This is a genomic window from Arenibacter sp. 6A1 (genome assembly GCF_012272855.1).
Classification (GTDB): Bacteria; Bacteroidota; Bacteroidia; order Flavobacteriales; family Flavobacteriaceae; genus Arenibacter.
Genome location: NZ_JAAXCQ010000012.1, coordinates 83732 through 98823 on the forward strand (window position 1 = coordinate 83732; position 15092 = coordinate 98823).

The 15092-nt window shown below is 39.3% G+C and carries 9 protein-coding genes; all 9 read left to right on the forward strand.

Annotated features, from left to right (window positions below; translation table 11 throughout):
- Window positions 1-8 precede the first annotated feature (8 nt).
- The 9 genes from HCG49_RS12385 to HCG49_RS12425 all read left to right on the forward strand — a co-directional run bounded on the left by HCG49_RS12385 (window position 9) and on the right by HCG49_RS12425 (window position 15075).
- Window positions 9-1592, forward strand: coding sequence for a RagB/SusD family nutrient uptake outer membrane protein (locus HCG49_RS12385; RefSeq protein WP_168469849.1), 1584 nt, complete (start codon window positions 9-11; stop codon window positions 1590-1592).
- 42 nt (window positions 1593-1634) lie between these two features.
- Complete coding sequence (locus HCG49_RS12390) at window positions 1635-2573, forward strand: DUF5017 domain-containing protein (RefSeq protein WP_168469850.1); 939 nt, start codon at window positions 1635-1637, stop codon at window positions 2571-2573.
- A gap of 215 nt (window positions 2574-2788) precedes the next feature.
- Window positions 2789-5704: a SusC/RagA family TonB-linked outer membrane protein gene (locus HCG49_RS12395; RefSeq protein WP_168469851.1), complete on the forward strand. Its 2916-nt coding sequence runs from the start codon at window positions 2789-2791 to the stop codon at window positions 5702-5704.
- A gap of 23 nt (window positions 5705-5727) precedes the next feature.
- Entirely contained in the window at window positions 5728-7242 is a 1515-nt protein-coding gene (locus HCG49_RS12400) for a RagB/SusD family nutrient uptake outer membrane protein (protein ID WP_168469852.1), read from the forward strand.
- Window positions 7243-7453: 211 nt separating this feature from the next.
- Complete coding sequence (locus HCG49_RS12405) at window positions 7454-8119, forward strand: hypothetical protein (protein ID WP_168469853.1); 666 nt, start codon at window positions 7454-7456, stop codon at window positions 8117-8119.
- A 325-nt stretch (window positions 8120-8444) separates the two neighbouring features.
- Window positions 8445-9674, forward strand: a complete 1230-nt coding sequence (locus tag HCG49_RS12410; protein ID WP_168469854.1) for a glycoside hydrolase family 88 protein — start codon at window positions 8445-8447, stop codon at window positions 9672-9674.
- Between the two features lie 5 nt (window positions 9675-9679).
- A complete protein-coding gene (locus HCG49_RS12415) occupies window positions 9680-11209 on the forward strand; it encodes a sulfatase (RefSeq protein WP_168469855.1) in 1530 nt (509 codons plus the stop codon).
- A gap of 13 nt (window positions 11210-11222) precedes the next feature.
- Window positions 11223-11927 carry a hypothetical protein gene (locus HCG49_RS12420; protein ID WP_168469856.1) on the forward strand — a complete coding sequence of 235 codons (705 nt, stop codon included), beginning with the start codon at window positions 11223-11225 and terminating at the stop codon, window positions 11925-11927.
- A 70-nt stretch (window positions 11928-11997) separates the two neighbouring features.
- Window positions 11998-15075, forward strand: coding sequence for a chondroitinase family polysaccharide lyase (locus HCG49_RS12425; protein WP_168469857.1), 3078 nt, complete (start codon window positions 11998-12000; stop codon window positions 15073-15075).
- Window positions 15076-15092: the final 17 nt, after the last annotated feature.

Below are 15092 nucleotides of genomic sequence, written 5' to 3' on the forward strand. Positions count from 1 at the left end.
AAAGACACATGAAATCAAAAATATTAATATTTGCCCTATCGAGTCTATTGTTTCTTCAAAGTTGTGACGATCAATTAGATATATTGCCAGAAGATGGCCTAGGATCTGCTACTCTTTATCAAAATGATGCTGGAGCCTTAGCCGGACTTTCTGGTGTTTACAGTAGGTTTGTTGCGGCCTATAGAGAATCTATCCTTAATGCTATGTATCCGAGTGCTGTAACAGATGAAGGCTTTGAGAATAGAAGTGTAAACCGATTCTTTTTAGAGAACAGCTTTGCGAGTAACAATGCGCAGATTCTAGATAGTTGGACCTTATTATATGAAGGGGTATATGCTGCGAATATCATGTTGGCCGAGCTGGAAAACTCAACGGGCATCAGCGAAACCTCTAAGGCTGTTTTTGAGGCCGAAGCACGTTTTTTAAGATCTTATCTGCTATTTGAACTACAAAAGAACTTTGGAGGATTAGAAGGAATACCATTGCCAACGGAAAACACCCTAAAACAATTATTGCCAAGAACAAAAGGGGTAGATGTGTATGCGCAAATCATTGCCGATTTGGAATATGCCGAGCAAAATTTACCAGGGATTCAGGAAGCCACGGCAGGGAGAGCCAGTAAAGATGCCGCACAAGCATTGTTAGCCAGAGTGAATTTGTTCAGGGCGGGAGCTCCCTTTACCAATGATGGTGACTATTATACAAAAGCAAGGGATTGGGCCAAAAAAGTAATGGAGAATGGCTATCAGGAGTTGAACCCTAGCTATGAGGATATTTTTAATAAATTGGCAACAGAACAGTACGATACTAAAGAAGTATTGTTTCAAATCGGATTTTACTTCGGTAATCAAGACCAGAACCAATCCAATAAACTCGGATCCACGATAGGAATGAGGGTTGATGATGGCTCTTGTAATAACAGAGGGTACGGTTTAATTTCTGCCGCTATAACATTGACAGATGCTTATAGAAACGATCCTTCTGATGAAAGAGGTCTTTGGAATGTCTCTCCTTACTATGTGCCAAACAATAACAATTGTGAGTTTAGAACACAATTTAACCAAACAGCTTATCCTGCATCAAAATATCGCAGGTTCCTAGAAAGCGGGGGAACCGGTAGCTACGGACCACATCATTTTCCTGTCTTGAGATATTCTGACGTCTTATTAATGTATGCCGAAGCGGAAAATAAACTGAATCCTGGATCCGCAGCGGCATTGGATGCCGTAAACCAAGTAAGGAACAGGGCAAAGGCAACACCATTGGTTGGCCCAATTACAGAAGCATTAATTCAGGAAGAACGTCGTTTGGAACTGTGTTTTGAAGGACTTCGTAAGTACGATTTGATACGTTGGGGGATCTTACAAGAGAAAATAAATGAAACCAAAGCTGCTCTACAAGCCGCGGATGGAAGTGAAAATACTGATTGGCCAATCTACGGAAGTGGTAATCCAGCAACAAGGACAAACACTACGGAAAATTATTATTTAGATGGCTATAATAATTATGTAGATTCTAAACACCAACTGTTGCCAATTCCAGAACAGGAAATAGGAGCTAATGATCTGATAACTCAAAACCCGGGTTGGTAAAAGATATATCCATCTTGATAATAAACCTTATAAAAATCAACTATGAAAAAATCAATAAATATAATGTCAGTCTTACTGCTCTTCGCCTTCGTTTTTCAAGGATGTGAGGACTTTGAAGAGGTTAAAGTGCCCGATTTTACAGTAATACCAACCAGCGTCACTGCAAAAGTGGGGGAACCAGTAGAATTTATGGTCCATAACGCTCCTAATTTTCTACAATTCTATGCCGGCGATTTTGGGCATAAATACAAATTCAGGGACAGAACCGAGGCAGAAGGAATGGTTTCAATGTCTTTTAAAAATGCACAAAAATACGGACTAAACAATAATGCCACGGGTACCTTATCCGTAATGGCATCTACAGACTACGATGGTTCTGGAACACCCGAGGGAATAGCCAACGCTACATGGATGGATATTTCTGATCGCTTCAATATCGCGACGGCCTATGATTTTGCTTGGACAGAATCTGGAGAAGCGGATATAACGGATTTGACTACTGGGAGCCCGATCTACTTTGCTCTTAAGTTTTACGCAGAAGATCATAAAGGGAACGGTCACAGGCAGCCCGAATGGCGTATCGCCGATTTCAATATTGTATTGTCTACCGAGGATGCTCCGGCTCCGTTGACAGTTGCCACAACAGATGCACCAGGATTCTTGCCAGTAGACGTACAAGGTGTAGTAGAGTCTTGGAATACAGGGAAATGGTACTTCGATTCGAGTAATGACGTTTGGAGGTTTAGAGGAGGACCGTCAGATTACGCAAACGAGGATTGGTTGGTTACTAATTCCATAAATTTAACCCAAGTGAATCCGGACAAAGGAACACCCTTAAAATCGTTTTCTGAAAAGCTAGAATCTTTTACTCATATCTATGAGACACCAGGAACCTATACTGTAACCTTGGTAGGAACAAATACTACCATTCATGGAAGTCAAGAAACGGTAAAGGAATTGACCATTACCGTCACCGAATAACCAATCATAATTAATTGGTAAAATCCCAACCGGTACATTTTCATGTATTGGTTGGGATTTTTTATTGAGTAGGCAAAAAAGTTATAAATACTGGGGGTCATAGAATTATTTGAACAGAAAACCCCCTCTGAATGAACAGATTGGCCCGCTATTTTTGATGCTTTTAAAGTAATATTTGCCTCTATTATTTAACCAAATACCAAAACTAAAATAGTATGAAACGAATTATTAATGGCTTATTCGTCTTTGCGTTATTGCTTCTTTCGCAAAGTATAACGGCTCAGGAAAAAACGATATCGGGAAAGGTTACCGATGCTTCCAATGGATTTGCTCTCCCAGGGGTAAATATTTTGGTGCAAGGAACAACGAATGGTGTACAAAATGATTTCGATGGAAACTATTCCATAGATGCAAAAGAAGGAGACAAATTGGTGTTTTCCTATATTGGAATGAAATCACAAACTATCACTGTGGGGGCCTTGAATATTATAAATGTTTCTATGGTCGAAGATGCCTTTCAGCTCGATGAGTTAGTCGTGGTAGGGTATGGAGCCACCAAAAAAAGTGACCTTACCGGTGCTGTGGCAAGCGTATCGGCGAAAGATTTTGAAAAACAGCCTGTGTTTCGAGTCGAAGATGCTTTACAAGGGCGTGCTTCTGGGGTTCAGGTGAGTAAAAATTCTGGAGCACCGGGCTCTGAAATAAAAATACGAATTAGAGGTGCGAACTCAATTAATGGAAATAACCAGCCATTAGTAGTCATCGATGGAGTGATTGGGGCTGATCTTAGAGCAATTAATACCAACGATATTTCATCCATGGAAATATTAAAGGATGCTTCAGCAACTGCTATATATGGCTCCCGAGGTGCCAATGGGGTTATTTTGGTGTCTACGAAAAGAGGGTCGGGAGAACCTAGTATAAATATAGATGCATTTTCCTCTATCTCTGAAATTACAAATAAATTAGATGTGCTTTCGCCCGAAGAATTTGGAGCTATCAACAACCTGCCGGTTATCGATGGGGGAACCAATTATCAAAAGGAATATTTTAAAACCGGAATCACGGAAAACGTACAAGTAGCGATCAGTGGAAAAAAAGAAAACATAGGTTATTTTATTTCGGGCAACCTATTGGATCAATCAGGAGTCGCTATCAATTCTAATTATAGACGTTATTCCCTTCGAACGAATCTTGATACTCAACTATCAGACAAACTATCAGTAGGATTAAATTTATATGGTAGTAGTGAGGAGACTTTGAATTTGGTCGCAGGAGGGAGATCTTCTTCTCCGGACGACAGGGCGGGTATTATAGCGGTATTAGGATGGGATCCTACTTTGCCCCTTAAAGATATCGATGGAAATTATAATCTTATTAGTTCAAATGGTTCTGGTCTTATTAACCCTATCGCAGAAAGATTGGAATCACAAGCTAACGGTACCATCAATAGCGTAAATGCCAATGTAAATCTTTCCTATGATTTAACGGATAACTTAAACTTAACCGTTATCGGTGGATTGTTATTCACAAATTCATTGTACGAAACCTATAGAGGCGTACCACCAGGAACTGTTTTAAGTAGCCCAACAGGAGGGGGGAGTACCAATTATAATACAACCCTACAAAATAGTAATATTTTAACTTGGAACAAGAGTTTTAATGACCATAACTTAAAAGCGACAGCGCTCTTTGAAATTCAAAACTTTGTTAGTAAGGGGTTCAATGCCAATGCAGGAGAGTACTCCATACCGGCCAACTTTTATTCACTGGAGCTTGGAACTACACCATCTGTGGGCGCAAATTTTAGCAAAAGCAAAATACATTCCTATATGGGGAGGGCCGAATATAATTTTGACCAAACCTTATATTTAACAGGGACCCTACGTGCAGATATTTCCTCAAGATTTAGGCCAGGGAACCAAACTGGTTATTTTCCTTCCGGATCTGTAGCCTATCAATTCCGAAATCTATTGGGCGATAGACTTGAGCGTCTAAAATTAAGGGCAGGTTATGGTGAGGTTGGGAATCAGGCAATAGCGCCTTACTCTACCTACAATACCCTACTTACAGGACAAAATTATCCTTTGGATGGTAGTAGTGAAACAAGGGGGGTTATCTTAGGGAATATTGCCAATCCAGATCTTACTTGGGAAACCACAAAACAAACCAACTTTGGTTTCGACGCCACCTTTATGAACGGAAGGATCAATTTTTCGGCAAACAAATATTGGAAAAATACGACGGACCTTTTGTTAGAGGTTCCACTGCCCGATTTCACAGGTGGGAGCTCCATTCTTAGCAATGTCGGTGAAGTGTTTAACGGTGGTTGGGAGTTTAATCTAGAAAGTGTGATTGCTAGTAACGATACATTTGATTGGACTGCAAATTTTAACTATTCCTATAACCAAAGTGAGGTGAAAGCCTTGGCAGATGGTCAGGACGAAATCTTGGTGAGCCCTTTGGGTAATATATCCAATACTACTGGTGCCTATGTAAGTATAGAAAAAGGACAACCATTAGGACAACTGTATGGGGCTACATTTTTAGGCACCTATAAAACAGGGGATACAGGAGGAAATCCGGGGGATGCACGGTATGAGCTAAATGAAGAAGGTAATATAGCACTTGGTGTTATAGGTAATGGTGTTCCAGATCATAACTGGGCCCTAAACAATACCTTTACCTTGGGGAGTTTCGATCTAAACTTTTTGTTAAGGGGAGCCCATGGCTTTGATGTATTTAACTTTACCCGTGCAAAAATTTCCATGGCAGGTGGCGTACAATCATTGGCTACCTATGGGGAATATAGAAATCGCTGGACAGCTCAAAATGAAACTGATATTCCTGCTTCTGGGGATTTATTTGTGAATTCGACTCGGTTCTTGGAGAAGGGCGATTTTGTTAAGTTGAGTAATATAGCGTTAGGATACAATATGCCAGATCCTAAATTCTTCAAATCAATTCGGATATATGCTAGTGCCCAAAACCTGTTTACATTAACAGGCTATGAAGGGTATGACCCTGAGGCAAGCTCGATAAGTGCAAGTTCCGGATCTGCTTCTTCTATAGATTATGGTGCCAACCCCAATTCGCGAACCTACACCGTAGGAGTTAAATTAGGATTTTAATATAAAAAAGAAAATAAAGGAGTATGAAAACTAATAAAATAATAGGATCATTACGTATTCTAACGGTACTATTTTTAGCCCCGATAGTCTTTAATAGCTGTACTTTGGATGAAAACCCTACAGAGGGTCGCCTGGTTCCCGAAGCCTTAAACTCACAGGATGCTCTAGAAGCAGCAACAGCCGGAATGTACCATCAGTTTACCCTGTCCATGCAGTGGGCGCATTATTGGATGCGTTCTTTTGGAGGTGATGATATTACAACCCATAGCGGTAAAAATAAACAAGGATTTAGAGATGCCGATCAAATGAAAATGTCTTCTTTGACCAGTGGTATTGCACTAGCCTATAATGGGCCTTATAAAACGATCAAGGAAGCCAATAATATTATTTCGGTTCGTGAAAATATTATGGGTGGCAATCAGGAAAAGATTGACGCCATGATAGGGGAGGCGTATTTCCTACGGGCTTTTTGTTATTTTCATTTGACTAGGACCTTTGGAAAGGTTCCTCTATTAACTTCTACGGATATACCAGGAAATACCGACATTAAGCGTTCAGAAATATTAGAAATTTATAAGCAGATAGAGCGTGATTTTTTAATGGCAGAAAGTTTATTACCTGTAAAATATTTGGGAACTCCTGCTGCTATTCGTCCTAATAGCGGTTCGGCTCGTGCCTTTTTAGCGAAGTTATATATGCATTGGGCAGGATGGCCGCTAAAAGATAATTCTAAATACGCTATGGCGGCAAGCAGCGCAAAGACTGTTATAGACAATGCTACTTCACATGGATTTGCGTTAGTACCAGATATGGGAACCTTATGGTCCGTAAAGGATGAAAACCGTTTCAATTCCGAGATGGTTTTTGGTTTGGCCCACAACCAACCATTGAATAATGCTTATTCCAATAGGCATACAGGAAGAGTTGGATATCCCGGGGATGTTCAGGGATGGGCCGAGGTTTTTGCAGAAATAGGGTTTTTTAACGATTTTCCGGAGGGCCCAAGAAAGGATAATACTTTCCGAACCGAGGTGGTATTTAAGAATGAAACAATTCAATGGGAAGACTTTAAAGATGAAAAACACCCACTTTTCCTTAAAGTAACAGGCTATCAGGATGAGATAAAAACGAATAATTCAATTACTTCTATGAATACCTATTCTATGAGATATGCCGATCTCCTATTATATTACGCAGAAGCTGAAGGAAGATCGGGAGGAAACTCTGCCGATGCTTGGGAAGCCCTGAACAAGGTGCGTAGAAGAGCGAATAATTTACCAATTGATACTCCAGATGTCCTAGTCGATGTGACTAACGGTGATTTAGCAGAATTGGCGTATACAGAAAGAAAATGGGAATTGGCAGGAGAATATAAAAGATGGGATGATCTTACCCGGTTGGAAAGGGTAGCCGAAGCTTTAGCTAATAGGTCTCCAGAAGAACTAGTCGGTCCTATTATCGGAGATCAAAGCCCTTCAAATTATTTTGCAGAAATCCCGGAGTCCGAGCTTAGCAAAGCGCCTCAATTGAGAGAATAAAAATGCAATAACATTTTGGTAAACTAGTAACTGAAAAAATGAATAAAGTTTGATACTGTTTATAAGTGGAAGTTTTCTTTAATTACTTAAAGAAATATTATTGAGGTAACTAGAAAAGGTAAAGGAATTAACCATTACCGAATAACCAATCATAATTAATTGTTAAAATCCCAACCGGTACATTTTCATGTATTGATTGGGATTTTTTATTATGACAGGAAATTTTGGACTGAATTCACAGTTAAAAGCATCCCAAGATAAACCGGTGAGTTTGTATGACAGCGATTTTGATGGCAATGGTTCTTTAGATCCTATTCTTTGTTCCTATATCGAGAACGAAAGTTATCCGGTGTTTTCTAAGGACGATCTATTGGGGCAGTTGAACAAGTTAAAAGGCAGGTACGTTAATTATGTAGATTATGCCGATGAAAAAATTACCGACATTTTTACCCCCGATCAATTAAAGGAGGCAAGGGTATTAGAAACTAAAAATTTTGAAACCAGTTATATGGAGAATTTAGGGGAGGGTCGTTTTCAGCTTTCCCCCTTGCCAAAAGAAGCACAGTTTAGCCCCATTTACGGTATGGTTGCCAAGGACTTTGATCGGGATGGAAATTTAGATTTGCTTTTAACGGGGAATTTTTTCGGCACACGGGTAAAATACGGTCGTTATGATGCCAATAAAGGACTATTGCTTTTAGGAGATGGAAAAGGAAGCTTTAAGGCGGTGAACAATCTGGAAAGCGGACTTCAATTGGCCGGAGAAATCCGGGATATCGCCGTAGTGAGGCAAGGAGGTTTGGATCAATTGATGGTGTTTGCCCAAAATAATGGCCCGCTTCAAATTTATAAGATCAATCAACCTTTAAAAAAATAAACGCCATTCTTTGAAAGCGAGGAAGGGGGGATTTTTATAAAATATTGAATTTTAAGTGTTTTTGATGGCTTTGGTCAGTGAGCACCCTTTTATTGAACTTTTAGCCCCTCTAGTTTTTATGAATATACTGCAACTTTGTCTTAGGCCCTGAAACCTAAAAGTAAAATAGGTCTCAAAGCACCATTGAAAAGTTAGTTGATTGAGTTGAGTTTAGAACATCCCCGTATTGTCCATAGAAAAATATGTGGGGTGTTTTTTTTACAATCATCATCTAACGGAAACCAAAGATTAAAAAAGTAAAGTATTAACATAAAAATGCAAACGAATGAGATTATTATTACTGTCCCTAGTTATTTGCTTGGCAAGCTGCCAATCTGGACAAAAGAAAAAAGAAACTGCTACGGCACAAGTCCTAAATGGAAAAAGCGTGGCATTCGATTTGAATGGTGCCATTGAAGATTGCGAGTCACAATTGGAAATAGCCGTACCCAAGTTAACCGATCTTTCCAAGCACCCTAGGTTAATAGAAACAAACGAAACCGAATGGAAAGAAATACCCAACGGAAGATTGGTTTGGACCTCCGGATTTTATCCAGGCATACTTTGGTATATGTACGAAATTACCAAGGATGAAAAATGGAAACAAGAAGCTATAAAAAGAACTGAAGTTTTTGAGGATTTTAAAACCATTACCGAACACCACGATATAGGATTTATGATGTTTCCAGCTTATGGCAATGGGTACCTTTTTGGAGACAAGAAGGAGTATAAGGATATATTATTGACTTCTGCAAAATCACTTGCAAGTAGGTATAATCCTAAGGTAGGAACTATTAGGTCTTGGTCTAATAAAATGCATCCTCGTTGGCAACAACATATCACCATCATAGACAACATGTTAAATTTGGAACTGCTGTTCTGGTCTGCTAAAAATGGTGGGGATAAAAGTCACTATGATATCGCTGTAAAACATGCGGAAACGACCATGGAACATCATTTTAGAGACGATAATACTTCTTGGCATGTCGTAGAATACGATTCCATTAACGGAAAGGTATTGAACAAGCATACCAAACAAGGTCTTCACGATGATAGCCGTTGGTCTAGAGGACAGGCATGGGGGATATATGGGTATACTTTGATGTATAGGGAAACAAAGGATAAAAAGTTCCTAGATTTTGCACAAAAGATTACCGATAAGTATTTAGAACTACTTCCAGAAGATTACATACCTCATTGGGATTTTGATATTGACACTACAAAAGATGATGATAGGGATGCCTCTGCAGCAGCTGTTGTAGCCTCTAGCCTGCTAGAACTTAGTACCTATATGGAAGACGAAGCATTGCAAAATAAATATTATAATGCGGCCTTGAAAATGTTAGCTTCATTAAGTTCCGAAAAATATTCGGGAGTAGGGAAAGCCGATTCTTTTTTACTTCATTCGACAGGTGCAAAATCATTGGGACACGAAATTGACGTTGCCCTGATCTATGCCGATTATTATTATATTGAGGCTTTGGATAGATTAAAGAAAATGAATTCAGTAAACTAGATATTATGAACATGCATTTTGTAATTCGGTATTTGTTGCTATTTAGTTGGGTGTTCGGCACTATGATTTCTTGTAAGCCTACCTTAAATTCCTCGCAAAAGGAAGCACCCAATTTGTTATTTATCTTTCCCGATCAATTGCGAAATTCGGCTATTGGGATCAATGGACAGGATCCGGTGGTGACTCCTAATATGGATCAACTGGCTAAAGAAGGAATGGTGATTACAGATGCTATAAGTAATTTTCCGCTGTGTAGTCCTTACCGGGCTATGTTGATGACCGGAAAATTACCTTATAATAATTCGGTGCTGACCAATAGTAACTCCAATAGGTATAAGTACAATAATTCATGGCAAAAAGACGATATTAGTTTTTCCGATGTTTTGGTGAAGAACGGTTATGACGCAGGTTATGTGGGGAAATTACATTTAACCTCCCCACCGCCTATTGCGGATAAGGATACGGTGTTATGGGATGCTTATACCCCTAAGGAATTTCGGCATGGGTTTAATTTTTGGTATGCTTATGGTACTTTTGATGAGCACAACACACCTCATTATTGGATCAACGATGCTGCGGAGGATGAGCTGACGTATATCAACGAATGGTCTGCTAAGCACGAAGCAGATGTGATCATCGATTATATTAAAAACCCCTCCGAGAAAACAAGGACTAAAGACAAGCCTTTTGCGCTTTTTTGGTCGGTAAACCCTCCGCATCCGCCATATCATTATGTGCCTGAAAAATATATAGCACCCTATAAGGACAAATCCTTGGAGGAATTGCTCAATAGGGGGAATCTAGATTTGGATAGCGAGGCCCAAGAATTGGCCTTCCATAAGGGGGCAACCAGGAAAAGAACCGAATTAGCCAAAGATCATATGCGTAATTATTATGCTATGGTGACGGGTGTAGACGACCAAATAGGGAGAGTGTTAAAGGCCTTGAAAGAAGAGGGATTGGAAGATAACACTATAGTAGTCATTACCTCAGATCATGGCGAAATGATGGGTAGCCATGCTTTGATGTCAAAAAATGTATGGTATGAAGAAGCTATAAACGTTCCTTTTATCATTAGATGGCCTGCTAAAATTAAGGGAGGCCAAAAAGACGATCTGCTTATTGGTGCCACGGATATTATGCCGACTATCCTAAATATGCTAGGTACTACAGATGGCATTCCTTCCAATTTAGATGGCCAAGACCTATCGTCCATCATTTTAAAAAATGAAGGGAAAAGGCCAAGTTCTGTCTTGTATTACTATATAGAAGAAGGGCAGCCAGCATCGGGACACCGTGGAATAAGGACCCATACCCATACTTATGTGATCACCTTGGATGACCAAAACCAAGCTCGTGAATTTTTATACGATAATAAAAACGATCCTTTTCAAAAACATAATATTGCCGAAAAGGATACGGAATTGAAAAGCGGGTTGAAAAAGCAACTTTTAAAGCAATTAAAGGATAAAAAGGACCCTTGGTTAAACCGATTCCAAAAGTTAAGTGATTCAGAAACGGTACTATCAAAGTAAACCATCGAGACCAATGAATGCCTGGAGTTTTAATAGGACACTTTTATGCTTAATTATCTTGCTTTATACCTTGCTGGGATGTAAAGGCAAGACAGAAAATAAGATTGTCTTTAAAAGTGATTTTACGGGCACTGCAACACCTTCAAGGGTAGGGCCAGAGTATACGCCTTATCCATTGGAAGATTGGCAGGTGTCCAATGGGAAATTGGAATGTTTGGTCAGTAGGGAAAATAGAACAGTTCATCTGTTAACACCTCAGTTAAGAGAGGGAACCTTTGAAATGGAAGTTGAGGTTGGTTTTTATTATGGAGATTTGGCCGGGAATAGTAAGAATTGGGCCGGATTTAATTTGGGGGCAGATACCCTAAGTTCAGATCATGCGGTGCATCGAAAAGGCTTAAATATAGGGGTCAGTACAAACGGGGTATTGTTTATAGGAACGCCAAGCCCCAATCCTAAAAATAAGAATGTGATGAAAGCATTGGCTACTGGAGTGAAACTAAAAGTGCAACTTAGGCCAGAGGCAAACAACTATGTGATAGATGTTGCTATCTCCGACATTAGTACGGGTAAGTTATTGGCCAATATATCTAAGAACCATGTAGCTATAGAAAGGTGGAAGGGCGATTTGGCGTTGGTGAGTAATTTTCAAAGCAATGCTAAAGACCAAAGCAGTTTTACAAAAAGTGTTTGGTTTAAAGATTGGAAAATATATTAATCATGAGGGTGTATTGGCAAAAGAAGCCATGACATATGCCTATTAGAAATATAAAAATATAAGGAAACTAATGAGATCATTATTTTATAAATCAAGAAAACATATGCCAATTAAAATGATCCTTTTTTTAATCACTGGTATAGGTTTTTCACAACAAACGAAGCTACCCGCCTTAGAATCTTTTGAGTCCAGCAACGTATTAGAGCTATATCAGAGTTCTAATAGCACTTTGGCAATCAGTACTGATCATATGAGGTTAGGAAAATCGTCATTGAAATGGGAATGGCAAGGCGAAAGTAGTCTAGGGACTTCAAATTTTAGGATATTGTCACATGCAGAAAGTCCATTGCGGTACGGAAATTACTTTCCGTCTAGTCCCACTACAGCGATTTCCCTTTACAACGAGACACCACAAAACGATACCCTAACTATTTCCTTTGAAAAAGAAGGAAAAGTAGCGGTTTGGTTTGATGTTCCATTGTCTTTTAAAGGATGGCGACGAATTTGGGTTCCTTTTTATGAAATGCAAGGAAATGCTCCAGAGAAGGGAGCCGAAGTAGATTATGATTATTTTAGAATTAGTACTTCAGCAGAAAAGGGAAAACTATATCTAGACGACATTGTTTTTTCACAATACCAGGATGACAGGCATCAATACCCAGATCTTTTGGTGCCCTTTATTAAGGCAGATACTAATTTGGGCAGTGATCATTGGATGCCTTTGATAAGCAATTACGAACGCATTAAGAATTTAGAGGTATCCCCAATTTCTATGGCTGTGAGGATGGATTTACAAAAATTCGAAAAATTAATTGACACAGATTTAAGGATCGATAAGAAATACAAGGTGTATATAAAGTCTTTACGGGAAGATTTTCAAAAATTAAATATAAAGGATACGGGTGAGACGGTAATAGGACCTCCTTTAACTTTTATGATAAAGCAGGAGTATTATGATGAGAAACAACATGGGCCATTAAAGGTTAATGATGTGTCGGATTTGGGGAAAGTATTAAAAAAACTAGCTAATTTTCACGATAGGGCAGATGCCTCCCAGAAACAGGAAATTGAGGAAATGTTTTTGACTGGGACTAAATACTTTTTAGATCAAGGTTGGGTGTCTGGTGCCGCTGGCGGTACAAGGCATCATATTGGGTATAACGTTAGGGACATTACCGAGGCATTTTTTACCATGCGTCAATTGCTATACGATAACGGTTTGTTAAATGAGATTGGCGCAAGTTTGCACTGGTTGTTTAACTTAGGAATGCTTTTGGACGATGAAAGTAATTTTCATGTAAATATCGATTACCTAAACACACAATCCTATTATCATTTAATGTTGATTTTCCTTATGGATAGCCAGGAAAAGCAAGCAGCCTTATTACATGCTTATTCTAATTATATCTCTATAACCCTAGCACAACAAAATGAAGAATGGGGCTTTAAGGTAGATGGTACGGCATGGCATCACAATGGTCACTATCCGGCCTACGGTTATGGTGCCTTTAAAACAGTCCCTAAAGTAATCAGAACCTTGTCAGGGACTAGGTTTCGAATAAAAACGGACGGACATGAGAATTTTAAAAAGGCTTTTTTAAATACTAGAGCTTATAGCCAATTGTACGATTGGGGATTTGGAAATGCAGGACGACATCCCTTGGAAGCCAACAGTATTAAATCCTTAAAGGAAGAGTATCTTTTAATGGCATATGCAGGAAATCCGGAGGGAACCGAGAAAATTGATAAGGAGGTGGCCGCTGCATATCTTAGGCTATGGGGAAAAGAAGATAAACTCAATAGCACCCTTTTTAGGGAAGTTAACGGAATACGTCCAGAACAGCTCTCTGGCTACCATACCATGCCCTATGCGGCAACGGCAATCCATAGACGCAACGATTGGGCAGTTATTGTGAAAGGATATAGCAAATATGTATGGGCATCAGAAATTTATGTAGATGAAAACAGGTACGGTAGATACCCTGCCAACGGAACTATTCAATTATTGAACCATAAAGGCGAAGCTGGTAGTGGATTTAAACAAGAAGGTTGGGATTGGAACCGATATCCGGGGGCTACCGTAATTTACTTGCCTTTTGAAGAATTGGAACCAAAAATGCCCCTTATAATGTTCCGTTCCAATGAAACCTTTGCTGGGGCTACAGAATTGGACGGGAACGGCGTTTTTGGAATGATCTTAAATGAAGGCAAAGGCTCTAATTCGGAATGGCCAGAAACGAAAGTGGGATTTCCAGGAAAATTGTATGCTAAGAAATCGGTATTTTCATTTGGTGACAAGCTGATAGCAATAGGAACCAATATTTCTAGTATAGACGAAAATAATCCTGTACAGACCAATCTTTTTCAGTCTTTGTTAATAGATCCAAAAATTCCGCTCTACACATCTAATAAAACCATAACAAAGTTTCCGGTTAAAACAGAATTGGCTTCTGATGTGAAAAAGAATAACTGGGTGGTAGATCCTTATGGGAATGGGTATTATATCCTTTCCAATACCGCCGTACAATTAAAGAAGGAACATCAACATTCTTATCACAACAAGTACTCGATCAATACCGGGAGAATGAATGCCAAGGGCAAAGGAGCAAAAGAGACGGAGGCCGATTATGCTGCTGCTTGGATAGATCATGGATTGGCTCCTAAAAATGCCAACTATCAATATGTTATTTATCCCTTTCTGAAGGAGGAAGATCAAAAGAAGTTCGAAAAAAAGGCAAAGGCCGATGATTCTTATTCCATTATTAGAGCCGATAGTATAGCTCATATTGTTTCGGACCATAAGTCGAACACCACGGCATACGCCGTTTTTGAGGCTAAGAAAAAATTGGATAGCGGTTATTTATCAGAAGTGTCGGAACCTACATTAATTATGGTAAGAAAGGATTCTGATAAAAATATAACTATCAGTGCTGTGCAGCCCGATTTGAATTTTCCGGAATACCAACCGAATAAATATAGGAATTACAGCACCCCAGTTACACTGACCATTACCTTAGAAGGGAAATGGAGCGCCTTGCCAGCCGATTTTATAACCGCTATCGATAATTCTGGTACGAAAACCGTCATTAGTTTAGAGTGTAAAGATGGATTTCCAAGGGTGTTTAAAATGATGAAATTAAGTTCTTAGGTCAAGAAGGCATCCTA

Excerpts from the sequence above, each read along its gene's own strand:
- HCG49_RS12415 (WP_168469855.1), top strand. The coding sequence starts at position 9,680 with ATGAACATGCATTTTGTAATTCGGTATTTGTTGCTATTTAGTTGGGTG.
- HCG49_RS12420 (WP_168469856.1), top strand. The coding sequence starts at position 11,223 with ATGAATGCCTGGAGTTTTAATAGGACACTTTTATGCTTAATTATCTTG.
- HCG49_RS12400 (WP_168469852.1), top strand. The coding sequence starts at position 5,728 with ATGAAAACTAATAAAATAATAGGATCATTACGTATTCTAACGGTACTA.
- HCG49_RS12405 (WP_168469853.1), top strand. The coding sequence starts at position 7,454 with ATGACAGGAAATTTTGGACTGAATTCACAGTTAAAAGCATCCCAAGAT.
- HCG49_RS12425 (WP_168469857.1), top strand. The coding sequence starts at position 11,998 with ATGAGATCATTATTTTATAAATCAAGAAAACATATGCCAATTAAAATG.
- HCG49_RS12410 (WP_168469854.1), top strand. The coding sequence starts at position 8,445 with ATGAGATTATTATTACTGTCCCTAGTTATTTGCTTGGCAAGCTGCCAA.
- HCG49_RS12385 (WP_168469849.1), top strand. The coding sequence starts at position 9 with ATGAAATCAAAAATATTAATATTTGCCCTATCGAGTCTATTGTTTCTT.
- HCG49_RS12390 (WP_168469850.1), top strand. The coding sequence starts at position 1,635 with ATGAAAAAATCAATAAATATAATGTCAGTCTTACTGCTCTTCGCCTTC.
- HCG49_RS12395 (WP_168469851.1), top strand. The coding sequence starts at position 2,789 with ATGAAACGAATTATTAATGGCTTATTCGTCTTTGCGTTATTGCTTCTT.